We start from the raw sequence: 20,495 nt of genomic DNA, 5'->3' as shown, positions 1-20,495 counted from the left end.
ATCATGGCCGTCACCGATCGGGCGCTGAAACCAGGCCCACCCCGGCGCCCGTCGTCGGCGTCCAGAAAAGTCAGGCGGATTGCACTCTCCCACCGGCTGTCCCAGTGGGATGTGAAGTTCTCCCCGTACCTTTACATTTCGCCGTTCTTCCTCCTGTTCGCCATCACTGGCCTGTTTCCCCTGGGATACACGGCCTGGGTTTCCATCCACAACTGGAACCTGATCGGCGGACAGGGGGAGTTCGCCGGGCTGGAGAACTACACGTTCATCCTGTCCCAGCCGTTCTTTTGGAACGCCGTGGGCAACACATTCAGCATTTTCCTGTTGTCCTCGGTGCCGCAGGTGATCGCAGCCCTTGTCATCGCAGCCTTCCTTGACGCGAATCTGCGGGCAAAGACGTTCTGGCGGATGGGAGTGCTGGTGCCGTTCGTCGTCGCTCCGGTGGCCGTCGGACTGATTTTCAACAACCTGTTCGCCGACCAGTTTGGTCTCGTCAACGAGATCCTACGGTCCTTGGGGTTTGAAGGCGTCCGGTGGCATTCCGATGCTACTGCCAGCCACATCGCCATAGCCACCATGGTGAATTTCCGCTGGACCGGCTACAACACCCTGATCTTCCTCGCGGCGATGCAGGCGATTCCCCGGGACGTTTACGAGTCGGCGGCCATTGACGGAGCGGGCAGGCTCCGCCAGTTTTTCTCCCTCACAGTGCCGATGCTGCGCCCCACGATGATTTTCGTGGTGATCACCTCGACCATTGGCGGGCTGCAGATCTTCGACGAGGCACGGGTCTTTGACCAGTACGGGGTGGGCGGAGCCGACCGGCAGTGGCAGACCCTCACCATGTATATCTGGGAGTTGGGGTGGGGGCAGCGCAACTTCGGTCGCGCGTCAGCGGTCGCCTGGCTGCTATTCCTTATCATCGTCCTGATCGCTGTACTGAACTACTTCATCACCCGGCGCATCGCCAACCAGGGAGGTACCAAGTGAGCTCCATCCCGTTGACCGCACAGACCGCCGGTAGGGGTGCGGCGCGTACTGCTGCCCGCCGGGGTGATCGACGTCGTCGGAAAGGCTCCGGCGGGACCGGCCGACGTCCTGGGTTCCTCACTTACGGGTTCCTTGGCGCAGTCTTGCTGGGCTCGCTCTTCCCGCTCTACTGGTCTTTCCTGATCGGCAGCCACGACAGCACCGTCTTGTCGAGGGGCATTCCGTTGCTGCCGGGTGGGAACTTCCTGGCCAATGCTGCGAAGGTGCTGGACAGCATTCCGTTCTGGGCCGCGCTCGGCAATTCATTGCTGGTCTCCAGCGTGACGGCGTTCTCGGTGGTGTTCTTTTCCACACTGGCCGGGTTTGCCTTCGCCAAGCTGAAGTTCAGGGGCAGCAAATTGTTGCTGGTGTTTGTGATTGCCACCATGGCGGTCCCCACCCAACTCGGCGTGGTTCCCCTGTTCATCGTGATGTCCAGGTTCGGTTGGACCGGGTCGCTCTGGGCGGTGATCATCCCCGCCCTCGTGACCGCGTTCGGTGTCTTCTGGATGACGCAGTACATCAGGGACGCCCTTCCCGATGAGCTGATTGACGCGGTACGGGTGGACGGTGCGTCGATGATCCGCGCGTTCTGGCATGTGGGGCTACCAGCAGCCCGGCCGGCAGCGGCGATGCTGGCGCTGTTCACCTTCATGGCCACCTGGACCAACTTTTTCTGGCCGTTCATCGTGCTCGATCCGAGTAACCCCACCCTTCCCGTGGCACTGCAGCTGCTGCAGGCTGCGCACTTCGTCGACTACTCTGTGGTTCTCGCTGGTGCGGTGCTTTCGACCATTCCACTCCTGCTGGTTTTCGCTATTGCAGGTCGCCAACTCGTTTCAGGAATCATGCAAGGAGCAGTCAAAGGATGACCAACATCGACACCACCTTTCCAGAGGGGTTCCTCTGGGGCGCAGCCACCGCGGCCTATCAGATCGAAGGCGCGGCACACGAGGACGGCCGACAGGATTCCATCTGGGACGTGTTCTCCCGGGTTCCCGGCGCGGTCGCCGACGCACACAACGGTGACATTGCCTGCGACCACTACCACCGCTCGGGCGACGACGTGGCGCTGATGAAGCAGCTCAACCTGCAGGCCTACCGCTTTTCCACCTCCTGGGCACGGTGCATGCCGGACGGCGTGACGCCGAATGTGGAAGGCATCAGGTTCTACTCCCGGCTGGTGGACCAGCTGGTCGCTGCCGGCATCAAGCCCTGGCTGACTCTCTACCACTGGGACCTGCCACAGGCGCTCGAGGAGCAGGGCGGCTGGGCCAACCGCGACACCGCCTACCGGTTCGCTGAGTACGCGGCAGTGCTGCATGAGGCGCTCGGTGACCGGGTCCGCATCTGGACCACTCTCAACGAGCCGTGGTGCTCTGCCTTCCTCGGCTACGCCGCGGGGGTTCACGCGCCGGGCAGCCAGGATCCGCGCGCCGCGCTCGCAGCAGCCCACCACCTCCTCCTCGGCCACGGCCTGGCCGCGCAGGAGCTGCGCCGTCGTGACCCCGCAGCGCAGCTGGGGCTGACGCTGAATCTCACCGTCCCGGATCCCGTCGATCCGACCAGCGCGGCCGACGTCGACGCTGCCCGCCGCATCGATGGACAGTTCAACCGGATTTTCCTGGACCCCGTGTTCCGGGGCCGGTACCCGCAGGACGTACTCGACGACGTCCGCCACCTCGGACTGGAGGAGTTCATCCACGACGGCGACCTGACGGTCATCTCCGAACCTCTTGACCTGCTGGGCGTGAACTACTACCACGGTGAGGCGGTGACGACGGCAGCCGACCCAGCTGGTGACGACGGCGAGCAAGCGCCACAGGGCCGGCCAGCGGCCTCTCCCTATGTGGCAGCCGACGGCGTCCGGTCCGCTCCCCGCGGACTCCCTGTCACCGGCATGGGTTGGGAGGTGCAGCCCGAAGGCCTGCACCGTCTTCTGCTGCGGGTGCACGCTGAGTACACTGGGCCGGCTGCGATCCCCGTCTACATCACCGAGAATGGCGCAGCCTACGATGACTCTCCTGACGCGGCGGGGTTCGTCGACGACCAGGACCGGCTCGCGTACTTCGACAGTCACCTCCGGGCGGTACGAGCCGCGATCGACGACGGCGCCGACGTGCGAGGCTACCTCGCGTGGTCCTTCCTGGATAATTTCGAATGGGCGTGGGGCTACCACCAGCGCTTTGGTCTGGTCCGGGTGGACTATGACACCCAGCAGCGCACCCCTAAGGCCAGTGCGCTTTGGTACGCCCGGGTCGCTGCGGCCAACGCGCTGCCCGCCTCCGGCCCCGCGCAGCTGATGGAGCCGGACCCCACCGTGGAGGTGGCGAAGCCGGGGGACGCTGCGATGGCTGCCATCAGGTAGGCCACCGATGGCGGGTCATCGTGTCGTATTCTCTAGGTGATGGATGATCAGCAATCAGGGGCCGAACTCGCCCACCCGCCGGGGGCGAAACACAGTCCCACCCTCGAGGATCTGGCGGCAGCAGCCGGCGTGTCCCGGTCGACGGCGTCGCGCGCCATCAACGGGGGCAGCCGGGTCAGCCCGGAGGCCCAGGCGGCGGTGGACGCCGCCGTCGTCGCCCTCGCCTACACGCCCAACCGTGCCGCACGATCGCTGGTCACCCGGCGCACCTCGTCGATTGCCCTGGTAATCCCCGAACCGGACATGCGCGTCATGATGGACCCATTCTTCGCCATGATTATCACGGGAGTCACTGAGTCGCTCCGGGAAACCGATGTGCAGCTGGTCCTGCTCATGTCCCGGAGCGTCGACGCGGCGCGGACGGTCCGGTACCTCCGGGGCGGGCATGTGGATGGGGCCATCGTGGTTTCGCACCATCAGGGGGACACCTGGGTAGAACCGCTCGCCGAAAGTGGCCTGCCGATCATCTTTATCGGCAGGCCCTGGCAGAGTGGGCATCCACTGACCTACGTGGACACCGACAACTATGGCGGCGGTATCCTGGCAGCACAGCACCTGCTAGCAGCGGGCAGCCAGCGACCGGCCTCCATTGCTGGACCCGCGGACATGACCGCCGCCGTCGACCGGCTCCGCGGCTGGCAGGACGGGCTGCTTGGCACCGGAGTGGCGCCAGGCCCGGTCGAATTCGCGGATTTCACTACGGCGGGTGGGGCCAAGGCGACCCGCCGGTTGCTCGACGCCGCACCCGACACCGACGGGATCTTCGCTGCGTCCGACCTGATGGCCGTCGGTGTGCTGGAGGTCCTGCGGTCCCGGGGACTCAAAGTTCCCGACGACGTCGCAGTGGTCGGGTATGACAACCACAGCATCTCGGCGCTCGCGTCGCCGGCGCTGAGCACTATCACCCAGCCCATGGTGGAGATGGCGACCAAGGCCGGCGCCATGCTCCTGGAGGAGATCGAGGCTCCCGGCACCCACCCGGACCCGGTGGTTTATCCGGCGGAACTGGTGGTGCGGAGGTCTTCGGCGCCGAGGGCCGCCGCGACGAAGGCGTAGTCCCAGGCGACGTCCTTCCACCGCTCGTACCGACCGCTGGCGCCGCCATGGCCGCCGTCCATCTCTGTCTTCAACACGATCGGCTCGCTGCCGGTGGTCGTGTCGCGCAGCTTGGCTACCCACTTTGCGGGTTCGACATACAGCACCCGGGTGTCGTTGAAGCTGGTCACGGCGGCAATCCGCGGGTAACGGGTGGCCTTGATGTTCTCGTACGGGGTGTACTCCTTCATGTAGCGGTACACCTCGGGGTCGGTGATTGGGTTGCCCCATTCCTCCCACTCGAGGGCTGACAACGGCAGCTCGGGGTCGAGGATGGTGGTCAGCGCATCGACGAACGGAACTTGGGCTACCACCGCGCGGTACATGTCGGGGGCGAGGTTGGTGATGGCGCCCATCAGCAGGCCGCCAGCGGATCCGCCCATGGCGGCGATCCGGTGGGGGTCGACATAGGGCGACGCCGCCACCTGCCGGGTTGCGTCGACGAAGTCGGTGAACGTGTTTTTCTTGTTGAGCTTCTTGCCGCCCTCGTACCAGGTGCGGCCCATTTCACCGCCGCCGCGGATATGGGCCACCACGAAGACCACTCCGCGGTCCAGCAGCGACAATCGGGCGATCGAGAAGCCTGGGTCCATGCTGATTTCGTAGCTGCCGTAGGCATAGACCAGCGCCGGGTTTGCGCTGTCGTCGGCGAGGTCGGTCCGCCGCAGGACTGACAGGGGAATGAGCGTGCCGTCAACCGCTGTGGCCCACTGCCGCTCGGCCGTGTAATCCTCCGGGCGGTAGCCGCCTCTCACCTCGGTTTCCTTACGCAGCAGTAGGCTCCCGGTGTCGAGGACATAATCGTAGACGCGTGGGGGAGTAAAGAAGGAGGTGTAGGAGAGTCGGATGATCGGTGAATCGAACTCGGCGTCGGCAAGGTTGCAGGTGAAGAGCTCGTCATCGAACGCTGGTTCCTCGGGGACGGCCTGGTCTGGCGTGCCTAGACCCGCGAGCGGTAGCACCTGAACGCGTTCAATGGTGTCCTTACGGACCGACACGATCAGGTGTGTGGAGGTGACGGCAACGCCGCCAACCCGCACGGCGTCGTCGTGCTCCACTACGGTGTGCCAGTGCTGGTCGGAGAGGGGCTTGCTGAACTCGGCCTCGCCGGCGAGACTGACCATCGAGTTCTTGGCATTCCGGTTGTGGGTGAGGACGTAGTGGCGCTCGCCGTCGATCGTCACCGGATCAGCCTCGTAGAGAATCTTGTCGCTACGCGGGATCAGGGTGAGCAGGCCGGCTGACTGGTTGGCGAGGTCAAACACGCGGTACTCGCTGTACTCGGAGCAGCCGATGCCGATGAGCAGCAGTGACCGGTCCGCTGACAGGTCGAAGCCCGTCCACATGGCAACGTCGTCCTCCTGATACACCACCGCGTCCTGCTCCACCGGGGTGCCGAGGGTGTGTGACCTGACCTGGTAGGGGCGCCACGAGTCGTCCACCACCGTGTAGAACACCTGGGTGCCGTCGGGGGAGAAGGCCAGCCCATAGAAGATGTTCGGCACCACATCGGGGAGCAACTCGCCGGTACGCAGATCCTTGATCCGTAGGGTGAAGCGCTCGTCGCCCGCGTTGTCTTCGCAGTAGGCCAATAGGTTTCCGTCCTCGGTGACAGCCAGACCGCCGAGGGAGAAGAACGGCTTGCCCTCAGCCTCCGCATTGCCGTCCAGTATGACCTGCTCCCCATCAATCGGCTTGTCCGGGATAATCTCCGGAGGCGTCCAGTCGTTGGCGAGGTCACCGGTCCCAGTGGCAGCTACCCGGCAGTTGATGGCGTACTGCTTGCCCTCCTCGGTGCGGGCGTAGTACCACCAGCCCCTCTTGCGGGAGGGTACGGACAGATCGGTTTCTTGCGTCCGGTTCTTGATCTCGGTAAAGATGTCCTGGCGAAGCTGCTCCTGGTCGGCCGTCACGGCGTCGGTGTAGGCGTTCTCCGCTGTGAGGTGGGCGACCACCTCGGGGCTGTCCTTTTCCCTCAACCACTCGTACTCGTCCACGAAAGTATCCGAGTGGTGGGTGCGTTCCGTCGGCACCTTTTTGGCAACGGGAGGGGCGGGGAAGTGAGTCTCTGCAGTCATGGAAACCATCCTGCCAGAGAGTCAGGCGGGCAGACTCCCCCGGGTTGTGGGAACCGGATCCTGGGGAGGGCGGCGACACGCCGGTGTGTGGTCGACGACAGTGGCTGTTGACTGTCCGACCGCCACCCCGATATCCTGAACGAACGGTCGGTAATTAATCTGTGACCGACAACAACGCACTTTGACGCTCACAGTGAGGTGACACCATGGCAGCAGCACCAACGGTTGACCAGACGCCGTCCGAAACACCCGACGAGCAGGCCGGTCGAGAGCAGTTCGAGCGCCTGATCAGTGAAGATTCGCGGATCGAGCCCCGCGACTGGATGCCGGACGCCTACCGGAAAACCCTCACCCGGCAGATCTCCCAGCACGCCCACTCCGAGATCATCGGCATGCAGCCCGAGGCCAACTGGATCTCCCGTGCGCCCTCGCTGAAGCGTAAGGCCATCCTCATGGCCAAGGTCCAGGATGAGGCGGGCCACGGCCTGTACCTCTACTCGGCCGCCGAAACGCTCGGCACCCCCCGGGACAAAATGACCGAGGACCTGATTGCCGGCAAAGCCCGGTATTCCAGTATCTTCAACTATCCGGCCGTGACCTGGGCCGATATGGGCGCCATCGGCTGGCTGGTTGACGGTGCAGCGATCGCCAACCAGGTGCCCCTCTGTCGGGCCTCCTACGGTCCCTACGGTCGGGCCATGGTGCGGATTTGCAAGGAAGAATCCTTCCACCAGCGCCAGGGCTTCGAGATCCTGCTGGAACTCGCCAACGGCACCCCCGCCCAGAAGGAGATGGCGCAGGACGCCGTCAACCGCTGGTACGCCCCCTCGCTGATGATGTTCGGCCCGCCCGACGACGATTCGCCCAACTCGAAGCAGTCCATGGCCTGGAACATCAAGCGGTTCTCCAACGACGAACTGCGCTCCCGCTTTGTCGGCATGATGGTTGAGCAGGTCAAGGTGCTTGGCCTGACCCTGCCCGACGACGAGATCCGGTTTAACGACGACACCCAGCAGTGGGAGCACGCACGACTGGATTGGAGCGAGTTCAAGGAAGTTCTCGCAGGCCGGGGGCCCTGCAACGCGCAGCGGATGGAACGTCGGCGCGAAGCCCACGAAGACGGCGCCTGGGTGCGCGAAGCAGCCGCAGCCTACGCCGACAAGCGGGCCAAAGCTGCAGAACAGCGGGCGGCCTAAATGACCGGCGGTTCAACGACGGGTGACGACGGTTCGGTAGCACCGACCCCGGCAGCTCCTGAGAAGCGCCAGCCCTGGCCTCTGTGGGAGGTCTTCGTCCGGTCATCGCGCGGGCTATCCCACGTACACGCCGGTTCATTGCATGCGCCCGACGCCGAGATGGCAGTCCGCAACGCCCGCGATCTGTACACCCGGCGCAACGAGGGTGTGAGCCTGTGGGTGGTGCCGGCGTCGTCCATCATCGCCAGCGACCCGGACGCCAAGGGACAGTTTTTTGAATCACCGCAGGGCAAGGACTACCGGCATGCCACGTACTACACGAAAAGCGACGGGGTGAAGCACCTGTGAACGAATCGAACGCGAGCGCCACCCGCATCACCCCGGGCAACGCTTTGCGGCCCGAGGACATCGCCGCGTCGGACCTTAGACCGAGCGCCGGTGTCGCCGAGTACGCGCTGCGCCTTGGCGACGACTCGCTGATCCTGGCCCAGCGGCTCGGCTGGTGGATCTCCCGGGCACCTGAGCTGGAGGAGGATGTGGCCCTCGGGAACATTGCCCTGGACCTGATCGGGCACGCGCGGTCATTCCTCAGCTACGCCGGGCATGGCCTGGACAAGACCGAGGACGATCTTGCCTACTTCCGCCGGGAACCGGAATTCCGCTGTGCCCACCTCTTTGTGCAGCCCAACGGGGACTTTGCCCGCACCATCGCCCGCCAACTGGTGGTCTCGCACTACCAGTTCGAGCTCTACTCCCGGCTGGCGCATTCTTCCGACGCCACGCTCGCCGCCATCGCCGCCAAGGCCGTCAAGGAAGTCGACTACCACCGCGACCACAGCAGCCAGTGGGTGCTCCGTCTGGCCCTCGGCACCGACGAATCCCGCCGCCGCATGATCGCCGGACTGAAGCTGACCTGGCCCTATGTGAAGGAACTGTTCGTCGACGACCAGCTCATCGACGACCTCGGCGACGCCGCAGTGCGCCCAAGCGCCCTCCGTGCACCGTTCGACGCGCTCATCGCCACCCTCTTTGCCGAGGCGGACCTCGAGGATCCTGCCGTGCCCGGCGCTGTCGGCGGTGGCCGCAGTGGCAGGCACAGTGAACATCTGGGCTACCTGCTAGCCGAGATGCAGGTGCTCGCCCGCGAACATCCCGGCGCCACCTGGTAGGGCTGGGTGCAGCCATGAGCATTGAGACAACCGGCACCACCAACACCAACACCGCCCGCCGTCCCGCCGACGCCGAAGCCGCAGAGGTCTGGGACATCGCCGCCACCGTGGTGGACCCCGAAATCCCGGTCCTTACCATCGAGGACCTGGGCATCCTGCGGGCGGCCCAGATCGAGGACGACGTCATCACCGTGACCATCACCCCCACCTACTCGGGGTGCCCGGCCATGGACGCCATCCGCGACGACGTCATCAGCGCCCTATCTGCCCACGGGTACCGAAACGTCCGGGTCCGTCTCACCCTCGCCCCGGCCTGGACCACTGACTGGATGACCAGCGCCGGCAAAACAAAACTGGACGACTACGGCATCGCACCTCCCACCGGGCTCGCCGCGACCGGCCCCGTCCGGGTGGGCATCAGCGTGAAATGCCCGCAATGTTCCTCTCTCAATACCCGCGAACTCACCCGCTTCGGTTCCACCTCCTGCAAGGCGCTCTATGTCTGCCAGGACTGCACGGAACCCTTCGACTATTTCAAGGTGCTCTAGATGGCAGTCAAGCTCGCCCCGTCCACCCAGCGCCGCACGGCATTCAACGAGCTCACCGTCTCCGAAGTCCGGCGGCTCACCGGTGACGCCGTCGAGGTCACCTTCGCCGTACCCGACCACCTGGCCGGCAAGTACAACTACCTGCCCGGCCAGTACGTGGCGCTGCGCACCACGCTCGACGTCGACGGCTCCCCGGTGGAGGTTCGCCGCAGTTACTCCATCTGCGCTGAGCCCCGGACAGGCGAGATCCGGGTAGCCATCAAGAAGGATCTTGGCGGCGTGTTTTCCAGCTGGGCGAACGAGTTCCTGAAGGCCGGGGACCGGCTCGACGTGATGAGCCCCATGGGCCAATTCATCTCGAAGCATGAGATGGCCGAGCTCAACCGACCCGAGGACCTACAGGCGAACCTCGACGCCGCCGCGGAGACTTCGTTCGTCGCGGTGGCTGCGGGCTCAGGGATTACCCCGGTGATCGCGATTGCCCGCACGGTCCTGGCCGCGAACACCTTCGTCCGCTTCGACCTGATCTACGCCAACAAAGCCGCCATGGACGTGATGTTCCTCGAGGAACTCGCCGACCTGAAGGACCGCTACCCCGCACGGTTCGCGCTGCACCATGTGCTGTCCCGCGAGCAGCGCATCTCCCCGTTGCTGAGCGGTCGCATCGACGCCGATAAGCTGCAGACTTTGCTGGGCACCGTGATCCGCACCGACGACGTCGACGAATGGTTCCTCTGCGGCCCCTTCGAACTTGTCCAACTCTGCCGCGACACCCTGGGGGAGCGCGGCGTCGCCCCCGAGAACATCAGGTTCGAGCTCTTCTCCGCCGGTGAACCCACCCGCCCCGAGGGCCAGATTGGCCGTCCCGTCCACGCCGACGACGGCGGCGAGAATTTCACGATCTCGTTTAATCTCGACGGGCTGCAGGGCAGGGTGTCCAGCCCTACCCACGCGAGGGAATCCATCCTCAACGCCGCCCTGCGGGTCAGGCCGGATGTGCCCTTCGCCTGCGCTGGCGGCGTCTGCGGGACCTGCCGGGCCAAACTGATCTCCGGCACCGTGGAGATGGAAGAGAACTACGCGCTGGAGCCCGACGAGATTGCCAAGGGTTACGTCCTCACCTGCCAGTCCCGTCCCACCAGCGACACCGTGGCAGTGGACTACGACGCCTAACTGGATTCCCGCACTAGGCTGGGGAAAATGACCGGAAGGCTGTGGCAATGATTGAACTGACCATCGAGAACAATGTTGCCGAAATTGTCCTCAACGCTCCAGCGAAACTGAACTCCCTCAACGAGGAAGCGCTCGCCAAACTATCCAACGTCTACGACGAGGCTGCCCGGGCCGCAGCCAACGGCACCGTCCGTGCGCTGGTGCTCCGCGGCGAAGGACGCGCGTTCTGCGCTGGCCGCGACATTTCCAACGTTCACCCCGAGACCGACGACGCCGTCGCCTACCTTGGCGGCCTCGTCACACCGTTGCTGCGGAAAATGGCTACCTTTCCGGCGCCGACCTTCGCCGCGGCACACGGGGCCTGCCTCGGCGTCGGGCTCGGCCTCCTGGTGGCCACTGACGTGGTCTATGTGGCGGAGAACGCGAAGCTCGGATCGCCCTTTGCCAATCTGGGGGCCACCCTGGATTCGGGCGGACACTGGCTCTTCACCGAGCGGCTGGGTGCGCACCGCACCCTTGACCTGATCTATACGGCCGAGCTGATGAGCGGGGCTGATGCCGTCGCCGCCGGTTTGTTCAGCCGGGTAATGCCCGCCGATGAGCTCCTGCCGCGTACGCGCGACACGGCGCAGCGAGTTGCCTCCGGCGCCACGGGTGCCTTCCGGGTCTCAAAGGAACTCGTAGCGGGGATCCGTGACCGACGGCTCGGCCTGTGGGAGTCGATCAGCGAGGAGAACAGGGCCCAGGGCGACCTGTGCGGCAGCGATGATTACGCCGAGGGATTTACCGCCTTCCAGGAGAAGCGCAAACCGGTCTTTAGGGGCTGAACGCCGGTGCCCTCGGGTCGTCGATGCTCAGCGGCGCCGATATCTCAGTGGGAAGTCCCTGCTCAGAGGCCCGCCCCAGCAAATAGCCCTGGCCGAAATCGCACCCCAGCCCATGTAGTGCCTGGGCCTGGCTGGTGGTTTCGATTCCCTCGGCTACCACCCTGAGCTTGAGGGCATTTGCCAGCCCGATCACGGCGTTGACGACGGCGAAGCTCTCCCGCCGTCGCGCATTGTCGTCGAGCCCCGCAGTGAATGAGCCGTCAATTTTTACCGTATCAACGGGGAACTGGGCGAGGTAGGACAGCGACGAGTAGCCGGTGCCGAAGTCGTCGATTGCCAGGTGCACTCCCATGGCCCGCATCTGGTCGAGCGTGGTCCTGGCACGGTCGAAATTGACCATCAGGACGCTCTCGGTGATCTCCAGGCCGAGGGCGCTCCCCGGGAGATGATGAGCGTCGAGCGCGCGTTGGATCGTGGCAGCGAAGTCGGGGCTCCGCAGCTCAAACGCCGACACATTGACCCATATCACCGGGCAGTCAACACCGGAGGCGCGTCGCCTGCCAACCTCGCGCAGCGCTTCCTCCAGCACCCAGGCGCCGAGGTCGATGATTAGCCCGGTCTCCTCCGCAAGATCAATGAACTCGCCAGGCATCAGCAAACCTCGGACAGGATGCTGCCACCTGACCAGGGCCTCAAGGCCCACGACGTCGCCGTCGGCTAGGCTCATTTCGGGCTGGTAGTGCAGGCGAAGCTGCCCCTCCCGGATGCCCTCCAGCAGATCGTTCTCCAGGTGGCTGCGGGTTTTCACCTGGCTGAGCTGCCCCTCGTCGTAAACAGAGGACCGGCTGCGACCCTGTTCCTTGGCCGCATACATGGCGTCATCGGCGTCGCGGAGCAGCTCGGAAGTAGTGGTGCGATCGGCACCCGAGAGGGCGATGCCGATGGATGCCGAGACGAAGACCTCGGTCCCGCCCACCAGGATGGGCGGCTTCAGTGCGGCGAGAACTCTGGCCGCCGCAGCGGTGGCCTGCTCTTTGGTCGAGTCGACACACAGCACGACGAACTCGTCCCCGCTCAGCCGGGCCACCGTATCGGCGGGGCGCACTGCTGACCGGAGCCGGCGGGCCACCTCGGTGAGCACGGCGTCGCCGGCCTGGTGACCGTGCGTGTCGTTGATGGCCTTGAACCGGTCCAGGTCGCAGAACAGGACGGCGACGGCGGTTCCGCCGTTCCGGGCGGCGTTGAGGGTCTGACCAACACGGTCCACCAGCAGGGCGCGGTTCGGGAGGCCGGTCAGGGTGTCGTGCAGCACCTGGTGCTGCAGCATCGCTTCGAGGGCCTTCCGGTCGGTGATGTCCTCGATGTGGTCGATCAGCATCCCGGGGCCGCCGTCATCGTCGGGCACCATCGAGGAGGAGTGCAGGATGCCCACCACAGTGCCGTCGGCATGAAGGAACCGGGTTTCGTGCCGCCGTCGGCCGGAGACACCGCGTAGCAGCGATTGGCGCTGGCGCTCAGCAGGATCCTGGTCGTCGGGGTGGGTCAGCTCCTGTACCGACATGGAGAGGAGGGTCTGCTCGTCGCGGCCTAACAACTCGGTCAGCGCCCGGTTGACCTGGATGAATTTACCGGAGTGCGATGTTACTGCCATGCCGATTGGTGCGTCGTCGAACGCGCTACGGAAACGCTGGTTCGATTTTTCCAACTCCAGTTCGGTCAGCTTGAGGCCGGTGATATCGCTGCAGGCCAGTATGAGGGAGCTTGCGGGATCAGCACCGGTTGTGTCGAGGTCGGCGATGCTTACCTCAAACCAGCGCCAGTCGCCGTCGTTGCGGCGGAGGCGCAGCTCAGCAATGGAGCTGCGGCCCAGCCGCAGCCCGGGAGGGACCGCTAGAAAGTCACGGGCGCTGTGGACGTCGTCGGGATGCACCAGGTCGAGGAAGGGACCACCGGTCGGCGCCACGCTAGGCGTGCCCCGCAGCTGGTTGGAGGTGGGGCTGACCGACGTGACCCGGTGCTGGTAGTCAAGAATGACCAGCAGATCCGATGTGTTGGCGAGCATGGTCTGCACGGCGATCTCATGGTGCTTGCGGTGGGTGATGTCCCGCTGGATAGCGACCCAGTGGGTGAACCAGCCCCGCGCGTTGGCCACGGGAGTGATATTGAGCTGGACCCAGAACTCCTGCCCGTCCTTGTGGACATTAAGCAACTCCACCTCGACGGGCTCCCAGGCTTTGAGGGCAGCACGCAGGCGGTCCAGTTCCGCCTGGTTTGTCTTCGGCGACTGCAGGATGCGCGGGGTTTTTCCCACAATCTCGTGCGGCTCATACCCGGTCATCCGGGTGAATGCCGGATTGACGTAAATCACTTCAGGGCCGCCTGAGGGGAGATCGACGGGTTCTGCCTTGGTTACCAGGACCACATCATTGGCATTGACCACAATGGATTCGAACAGAGCCGCTGCTTTGGCTTCTGGAATACCATCAATTTTGGTCGCTTCCGCGGCCGGCTCACCGTTCTCGGTCATGCTGTTCCCCTTTGATGCCGGCCTGGTGACGGCACGGTTGGCCTTTTACTGTGGCCGGTGATCGAATTAAACCACAGGGGAGCGGGCTGAGACGGCCTAGCACCATCATCCAGCAAATCACTGGAGGCAAGAGTTTTATAACTTTTGGGAAAATATTTGTGGACTTAGGGCGTTTTCAAAGTATTTTCCCTAGGCAATGACTTTTACTGGATACGTGGTCGAGGGGCGGTTCCTTAGCGTCTCATGGGGGAGGGTGGCATTCAGAACGGGATGTCACCACCAGTCAGGAGCCGTCCCTTGGCCACACCTGGACGCGCCAGCTCAGCGAGTGTCAATATCCTCGAACACCAGGAAGGTCTGGGTGTCCATCACGCCCGGCATCGATTGCAACTGGTCGAAGATGACCCGCCGGAGCCCCACATTGTCCTCGGCCCGCACCAGGAGGATGACGTCGAAGTCCCCACCCACGAGGGCGATATGGTGAATCTCCGGGATGAGGCGAAGTTGTTCCCTCAGCTCCCGCCACGCGTGCTGCTGAACCTTGAGCGTGACGTAGGCGGAGGATCGGAGCCCGGCTTTGATCGGGTCGATCAGCGCGGTGAACTTGGTGAGTACTCCCGATTCGGTGAGCCGGGCAATCCTTGAGTAGGCGTGTGCGCGGGAAATATGGACGTTCTCGGCCACCGTGGTCACCGACAATCGGCCATCCCGGGTGAGCTCAGCCAGGATCCGCCGGTCCACTTCGTCCAAGGGCTGATCCACCATTTGTCTACGCCTTCCCGGGTAACCCAGCTCACACTGTCGATTTGTCTACGATAATCGATATTTTAAAGATAAAAGTCCATAATCTTCCCCTTTAGTAGATACGAAAAGCCGCTCAAGATCATAATTGGATTACACAGCATCCAGCGCCCGGCATCAGCCGGGCGGGTGGGATCAGGCGAATCGCCGCCCCACCGGACGGTACGACGGAGGCGGATATGACCATCTCGAGCGGCAACAACGTGACCCCGGGCTCCGTAGACATTACGGACCGCCCCGGATTGGCCGAGGCGACCATGCTTCCCTCGACCGTCCCGGTGCAACTGGTGGACCCGAACGGAATCCACACCCCCAACGACACCTATCCGTTGCCCGAAGGCCGGCGACTCCTGGCCGCCTACCGGAAGCTCGTCATTGGCCGTCGCATCAACGATCAGGCGAACGCACTGGTCCGACAGGGGCGGATGGCTGTCTACCCCTCATCCCACGGCCAGGAAGCGTGCCAGGTGGCGGCCGCCGTCGTCATCGACCGCCAGGACTGGCTGTTCCCCACCTACCGTGACACGGTAGCCGTGATTACCCGCGGGGTGGACCCGTTGGAAGTCCTCACCCTGCTGCGGGGAGACTGGCATTCCGGCTATGACCCCCTCAAGCACAAGGTCGCCACGCAGGCCACCCCACTGGCCACTCAGCTGCTACACGCCGTCGGGGTGGCGCACGCGGCCAAGCTTAAGGGCGAGGATACCGTCGTGCTCGCGCTGTGCGGCGACGGCGCCAGCAGCGAGGGTGACTTCCATGAGGCGCTGAACTTCGCTGCAGTCTTCCACGTCCCAGTGGTGTTCCTCATCCAGAACAACGAGTACGCCATTTCGGTTCCGCTGAAATCGCAGACCGTGGCGCCGTCGCTTGCCCACAAGGCGATCGGGTACGGCATGCCGGGTGAGCGGGTGGACGGCAACGACCTCGCAGCCCTCCTTTCGGTGCTGGGGCAGGCAGTGAACAGGGCGCGCGACGGCGGCGGCCCCTCCCTGGTTGAAGCCCACACCTACCGGATGCAGGCCCACACCAACGCGGACGACCCCTCCCGCTACCGCTCCGCCGATGACGTGGAGAAGTGGATCCCCAAGGATCCCCTCAGCCGGATGCGCACCTACCTGCGCGGGTTGCACCTGCTCGACGACGACGGCGAGGCCCGCATCGCTGCCGACGCCGAGGTGATGGCAGCCACCCTTAGGGACGGCCTCAACGCCGATCCGGTGGTGGACCCCGAAGATCTGTTCAACTATGTCTTTACCGAGAAGACCAGCCAATTGCGCGAACAAGCCGACCTGTTGCGGGGAGAGCTCAGGCGCGAACATCCCCCCGAGCACGTGACCCCATGACCGATACCACCGAACGGATGAGAAGCGAGGCGGCAGCCCCTGTACGGGGCGAACCGCGCAGTGCACAACCAGTCACCTTCGCCAAAGCGCTGAATGCCGCGCTCGCCGACACGATGACTGCCGACACGTCAGTAGTGATGTTCGGTGAGGACGTCGGAGCCCTCGGTGGGGTCTTCAGGATCACCGACGGGCTCACCGCCCGTTTCGGCACCGGACGCTGTTTCGACACCCCGCTGGCCGAAGCCGGCATCGTGGGAATGGCCGTGGGGATGGCGATGAACGGAATGCGCCCGGTGGTGGAGATGCAGTTCGATGCGTTTGCCTACCCCGCCTTCGAGCAGGTGGTTAGCCACGTCGCCAAAATGCCGAACCGCACGAAGGGCAAGGTCAAGCTGCCGATCGTGATCCGCATTCCCTACGCAGGCGGCATCGGCGGAGTTGAACACCACTGTGATTCGTCCGAGTCCTATTACGCCCACACTCCCGGGCTGACTGTCCTCGCCCCAGCAACAGTCCGCGACGCCTACACCATGCTGCGTGAGGCGATCCGCTGTCCCGACCCGGTGGTCTTCCTCGAACCGAAGAAACTGTACTGGTCCAAGGAAGTGCTTGACCTGGAAGAACTCCGCGACGCCTTCGAGTCAACTACCGGGACGCCGTCCATCGGCCGCGCCACGGTTGCCCGTGCGGGAACTGACGCCACTCTCGTGGCCTACGGACCGTCGGTGCCCACCGCCATGGCTGCCGCCGCTGCCGCCGCGGAGGAGGGTCGCTCGCTTGAGGTCATCGATCTGCGCTCCATTGTCCCGTTCGACGACGAAACCGTGTGCGCCAGCGTGCGCAAGACCGGCAGGGTCGTGGTCATCGCTGAAGCACCAGGGTTCGCGTCGGTGGCAGCGGAAATTGTGGCGCGCATCCAGGAACGCTGTTTCCACTCGCTCGCAGCACCAGTGCGGCGTGTCACCGGGTTTGATGTGCCGTACCCTTCGCCAAAGCTGGAACACTTCTTCCTACCGAGTGTCGACCGTATTCTTGACACTGTCGACGAACTGCAGTGGGAGGACCAGGCGTGAGTGCTACAACCACCAGCGCGCCTGCGCTGCAGGTTTTCAACCTGCCCGATCTGGGCGAGGGCCTCACCGAGGCGGAACTGGTCAATTGGCTGGTTGCCGAGGGCGACGTCGTCGTCGTTGACCAGGCCATCGCCGAAGTGGAAACCGCCAAGTCAGTGGTCGAGGTGCCGTCACCGTTCGCCGGTGTCGTCGAAAGACTACACGGCAGCGTCGGCGAGACGATGGACGTCGGAAAGCCGTTTATTTCAGTGCGCGCGGCTGGAATGGTCCCGTCCGGGAATGCTGCACCGGTAGCCGTGTTGACGCCCGACGAGGGTTCCGGCAACGTTCTGATCGGGTACGGTACCCCCGGGGGGATCACCTCCGGCCGGCGAAGACGCCCCAAAAACCTGCCGGTCACAAGCCATGAATCTGCAAGCCCGGCCCCGCGGCCCGCGCAGAACGCCATGGTCTCCGCTGACTCACCTCCAGGGGCGCCCCTGTTCATTTCGCCACTGGTGCGCAAACTGGCCAGGGACGCTGGCCTTCCACTGGCGGACCTGGCCGGATCAGGCGCCGACGGACTGGTGCTGCGGCGGGATGTGGACCTCGCCATCCGACGTGCGGCTGGTGCCTCCACCGGTGACACAGATAGTGCCGGCATCGACGCCGGCGGTGCGCCCGATGCTGGATCGACCGGACCGTTGGGCGGGACCGCTGAAACGGATCGCCGGTCTGGGCTTGCCATCACTTCCCGGACGCCGGTTAGGGGGGTGCGGAAGGCCGTGGCCGAAGCCATGTCGCGTAGCCGACGGGAGATCCCCGAGGCGACCGTGTGGGTGGACGTCGACGCCACGGCACTGATGGAGCTCAGAACGTCCCTCAAGCGTTCACACCCGGCAAACACGCCCGGGCTGCTGGCATTTGTTGCCCGGTTCGTGACCGCTGGCCTGGTCAGATACCCGGAACTAAACAGCCGCATCCTCACCGACGACCAGGGCCACCAGGAAATCCTCAGCGTCGCAGGAGTCAATCTGGGAATCGCCGCCCAGACTGACCGCGGGCTGCTGGTTCCGTGTGTCCGCCGCGCCGACACCCTGAGCGCCCGCGACCTGGACACAGAGATTCGGCGACTCGCCGCCGTCGTGCGGGCGGGCAAAGCGACACCCGCCGAGCTGACTTCGGGGACGTTCACCCTGAATAATTACGGCGTGTTTGGCGTGGATGGCAGCGCGGCGATCATTAACTACCCCGAAGTGGCGATCCTGGGCATCGGCCGGATCATCGATCGGCCCTGGGTGGTAGACGGCGCCCTGACGGTCCGTAAAGTCACCGAACTCACCCTCAGCTTCGACCACAGGGTGTGTGACGGTGGGGTCGCCGGCGGATTCCTGCGCTATGTTGCGGACGCGATCGAGAATCCAGGCACCGTGCTTGCGGACCTTTGAAGCGCGCGGCCCAGCGGTAACCACCCCGCTCATCGGCCCGGTGGCAGCCCCAGAACACCACGTCATGACCTTCAATATCCGACGGTCTTTGCCTCATCTGCTACCCGGGAACCGGGATTCCTGGACCGTGCGAGCGCCGCTGGTGACGCAACTTCTCAGCGATGAGCAGCCCACGCTGCTTGGTGTGCAGGAGGCGCTGCCGTCCCAGTTGGACGCCGTGCGCGCCGGGCTCGGGCCGAACTACTCGAACATCGGGAAGGGGCGCAACGCGGATGGCAACGGCGAGCAGTGCCCGCTGTTCTACGACAGGAACCGGCTCGCGCTGCTGAGCTGGGAGCAGCTGGCCCTGTCCAACAGCCCAACAGTTCCCGGCTCAACGTCGTGGGGGAATCGGATCCCGCGCATTGCGGTCAGCGCCGTTTTCAGTGATCTGACCACCGGGAAGGAATTCGGGGTGCTCAACACGCACCTCGATCACTTGTCCCGGCGGTCGCGGCTATACTCGGCGGACACCCTGCGTCGTTTGGTGCGGGACTCCAAGCTTCCCGGCATCGTGATGGGCGACTTCAACATTGACGTACCCTCTGGCCCCTACGACATCCTGACCGGGTCGGGGGGCCTGCAGGACACCTGGACCGCGGCACACCGTCAGCTCACCGAACAGTGGGGCACCTTCCCGCATTACCGAAAACCCCAGCGGGGGACCAAGCGGATCGACTGGATCCTTTCCAGTCCCGGCTTCACCGTGCTGCGGGCAGGAATCAACGTCACCCGGTACGGTGGTGCGTGGCCGTCCGATCACGCACCGGTGCAGGCCGTCTTGATGCTGGGTGCGGGATCCACCGCATAAGCGGTCGCACACCAAAAGAAGTCGAGAGGAATCAATGTCTATGACGCCAGCAGCAAAAACCGAACCAGTCGGCACCGAACCAGTGGGCACTGTGTCCCGTTGGCAGGAAATTGGGCCGCAGACGTGGATCCTGCGCGCCCCCGGACATGGCATCAACGCCGGGCTGGTGGTAGGCACCGAGCGAGCCCTGGTCATTGACACCGGAGCTGGTCCGGCGCAGGCGGCAGCCATCCTCGAGGCAGTGCGGGAGCTGACCACCCTGCCGGTGACAGCGGTGAACACTCACTCTCATTTCAACCATGCATTCGGCAATGCCTACTTCGCGGCCCGCGGTGTCGACGACATCTGGGCCACCGCGCGCTGCGCCGAGGATCTCGCGGAGACCGGTGAGCGCCTGCGCCCTCTCACCGCTGAACGCGAGCCGGCCATGGCCTCCGACGCCGGTCCCCACACCTCCATCCACCCCGCAAACCGTATTGTCGAGAGCGGCCCGATCGACCTCGATCTGGGGGGTATCTCGGTCACCCTATTTCACCTGGGCCGGGGCCACACCGATCACGATCTCCTGGTTGGTGCTGGCAATGTGCTGTTCACCGGCGATCTGGTCGAAGAGGGCGGCGACCCCGGATTCGCCGACTCCTACCCGGCTGACTGGATCCGAACTCTGGGGAAGATCGTCGCTCTGGAGGATCTTTACGACGTTTTTGTCCCCGGCCACGGCACCCCCGTCGGGGTCGAGTTTGTAACCGCCCAGCTTTACAAGATGCGGACCGCGGTGCGTGTGACCAAGATGGCCATGGACGAGGCGTCAGTAGACATGACCAAGGCCATCCCGATCCTGCCCTACGGTCCCGAACAGTCGCGGGCGCTCCTGATCCGCCTCCGCACGTTGGCGCATTGGAAGTGGCATCAAGGTGCCACCCCCTGACCG

The 20,495-nt window shown here is 64.6% G+C and carries 18 protein-coding genes; 15 read left to right on the top strand and 3 right to left on the bottom strand.

The features are described 5' to 3' along the window. Positions 1-3: 3 nt before the first annotated feature. From ACX80A_RS02970 to ACX80A_RS02955, 4 genes are read left to right on the top strand one after another with little or no spacing between them, the layout of a single operon-like run. Positions 4-990, top strand: a complete 987-nt coding sequence (locus ACX80A_RS02970; RefSeq protein WP_459258182.1) for a carbohydrate ABC transporter permease — start codon at positions 4-6, stop codon at positions 988-990. Then, positions 987-1,901 (top strand): carbohydrate ABC transporter permease, encoded by a 915-nt coding sequence (locus ACX80A_RS02965; RefSeq protein ID WP_459258181.1) that lies wholly within the window; start codon positions 987-989, stop codon positions 1,899-1,901. Before ACX80A_RS02970 ends, ACX80A_RS02965 begins: the two co-directional genes overlap by 4 nt. Then, positions 1,898-3,397, top strand: coding sequence for a GH1 family beta-glucosidase (locus tag ACX80A_RS02960; RefSeq protein ID WP_459258180.1), 1,500 nt, complete (start codon positions 1,898-1,900; stop codon positions 3,395-3,397). The genes ACX80A_RS02965 and ACX80A_RS02960 overlap by 4 nt, the downstream gene beginning before the upstream one ends. Positions 3,398-3,436: 39 nt before the next feature. After that, positions 3,437-4,513: a LacI family DNA-binding transcriptional regulator gene (locus tag ACX80A_RS02955; protein WP_459258179.1), complete on the top strand. Its 1,077-nt coding sequence runs from the start codon at positions 3,437-3,439 to the stop codon at positions 4,511-4,513. Here ACX80A_RS02955 and ACX80A_RS02950 read toward each other — a convergent pair. Beyond that, positions 4,450-6,630, bottom strand: a complete 2,181-nt coding sequence (locus ACX80A_RS02950; RefSeq protein WP_459258178.1) for a S9 family peptidase — start codon at positions 6,628-6,630, stop codon at positions 4,450-4,452. The genes ACX80A_RS02955 and ACX80A_RS02950 overlap by 64 nt on opposite strands. Positions 6,631-6,836: 206 nt before the next feature. Between ACX80A_RS02950 and paaA the strand changes: the two genes are divergently transcribed. Genes paaA through ACX80A_RS02920 form a run of 6 tightly spaced genes read left to right on the top strand, consistent with a single transcriptional unit; the run spans position 6,837 to position 11,543 of the window. Then, complete coding sequence (gene paaA / locus ACX80A_RS02945) at positions 6,837-7,826, top strand: 1,2-phenylacetyl-CoA epoxidase subunit PaaA (RefSeq protein WP_459258177.1); 990 nt, start codon at positions 6,837-6,839, stop codon at positions 7,824-7,826. Continuing rightward, positions 7,827-8,174, top strand: a complete 348-nt coding sequence (gene paaB / locus ACX80A_RS02940) for a 1,2-phenylacetyl-CoA epoxidase subunit PaaB (RefSeq protein WP_459258176.1) — start codon at positions 7,827-7,829, stop codon at positions 8,172-8,174. Beyond that, entirely contained in the window at positions 8,171-8,995 is an 825-nt protein-coding gene (gene paaC / locus ACX80A_RS02935) for a 1,2-phenylacetyl-CoA epoxidase subunit PaaC (protein WP_459258175.1), read from the top strand. Before paaB ends, paaC begins: the two co-directional genes overlap by 4 nt. 14 nt (positions 8,996-9,009) lie before the next feature. Continuing rightward, positions 9,010-9,543 (top strand): 1,2-phenylacetyl-CoA epoxidase subunit PaaD, encoded by a 534-nt coding sequence (gene paaD, locus ACX80A_RS02930; protein WP_459258174.1) that lies wholly within the window; start codon positions 9,010-9,012, stop codon positions 9,541-9,543. Continuing rightward, positions 9,544-10,716 (top strand): 1,2-phenylacetyl-CoA epoxidase subunit PaaE, encoded by a 1,173-nt coding sequence (paaE, locus tag ACX80A_RS02925; protein WP_459258173.1) that lies wholly within the window; start codon positions 9,544-9,546, stop codon positions 10,714-10,716. A gap of 47 nt (positions 10,717-10,763) precedes the next feature. After that, positions 10,764-11,543 carry an enoyl-CoA hydratase/isomerase family protein gene (locus tag ACX80A_RS02920; RefSeq protein WP_459258172.1) on the top strand — a complete coding sequence of 260 codons (780 nt, stop codon included), beginning with the start codon at positions 10,764-10,766 and terminating at the stop codon, positions 11,541-11,543. Here ACX80A_RS02920 and ACX80A_RS02915 read toward each other — a convergent pair. Then, positions 11,533-14,070 carry a sensor domain-containing protein gene (locus ACX80A_RS02915; RefSeq protein ID WP_459258171.1) on the bottom strand — a complete coding sequence of 846 codons (2,538 nt, stop codon included), beginning with the start codon at positions 14,068-14,070 and terminating at the stop codon, positions 11,533-11,535. The two genes, ACX80A_RS02920 and ACX80A_RS02915, sit on opposite strands and share 11 nt — an antisense overlap. A 321-nt stretch (positions 14,071-14,391) precedes the next feature. Next, positions 14,392-14,835, bottom strand: coding sequence for an Lrp/AsnC family transcriptional regulator (locus ACX80A_RS02910; RefSeq protein ID WP_459258170.1), 444 nt, complete (start codon positions 14,833-14,835; stop codon positions 14,392-14,394). A gap of 215 nt (positions 14,836-15,050) precedes the next feature. Here ACX80A_RS02910 and ACX80A_RS02905 point away from each other — a divergent pair, with 215 nt between their 5' ends. The 5 genes from ACX80A_RS02905 to ACX80A_RS02885 are packed head-to-tail and all read left to right on the top strand — an operon-like array spanning position 15,051 to position 20,492. Further along, positions 15,051-16,214 carry a thiamine pyrophosphate-dependent dehydrogenase E1 component subunit alpha gene (locus tag ACX80A_RS02905; protein ID WP_459258169.1) on the top strand — a complete coding sequence of 388 codons (1,164 nt, stop codon included), beginning with the start codon at positions 15,051-15,053 and terminating at the stop codon, positions 16,212-16,214. 17 nt (positions 16,215-16,231) lie between these two features. Continuing rightward, entirely contained in the window at positions 16,232-17,287 is a 1,056-nt protein-coding gene (locus tag ACX80A_RS02900; protein WP_459258348.1) for an alpha-ketoacid dehydrogenase subunit beta, read from the top strand. Continuing rightward, a complete protein-coding gene (locus tag ACX80A_RS02895; protein ID WP_459258168.1) occupies positions 17,284-18,714 on the top strand; it encodes a dihydrolipoamide acetyltransferase family protein in 1,431 nt (476 codons plus the stop codon). The genes ACX80A_RS02900 and ACX80A_RS02895 overlap by 4 nt, the downstream gene beginning before the upstream one ends. Further along, positions 18,701-19,564 (top strand): endonuclease/exonuclease/phosphatase family protein, encoded by an 864-nt coding sequence (locus ACX80A_RS02890; RefSeq protein WP_459258167.1) that lies wholly within the window; start codon positions 18,701-18,703, stop codon positions 19,562-19,564. Before ACX80A_RS02895 ends, ACX80A_RS02890 begins: the two co-directional genes overlap by 14 nt. A gap of 40 nt (positions 19,565-19,604) precedes the next feature. Continuing rightward, entirely contained in the window at positions 19,605-20,492 is an 888-nt protein-coding gene (locus tag ACX80A_RS02885) for an MBL fold metallo-hydrolase (protein ID WP_459258166.1), read from the top strand. The last annotated feature ends 3 nt before the right edge of the window (positions 20,493-20,495 follow it).

Source organism: Arthrobacter sp. TMN-50 (assembly GCF_054511125.1).
The sequence above is the reverse complement of the archived record's forward strand: the minus strand, read 5'-3'. Positions and strand labels throughout refer to the sequence as shown.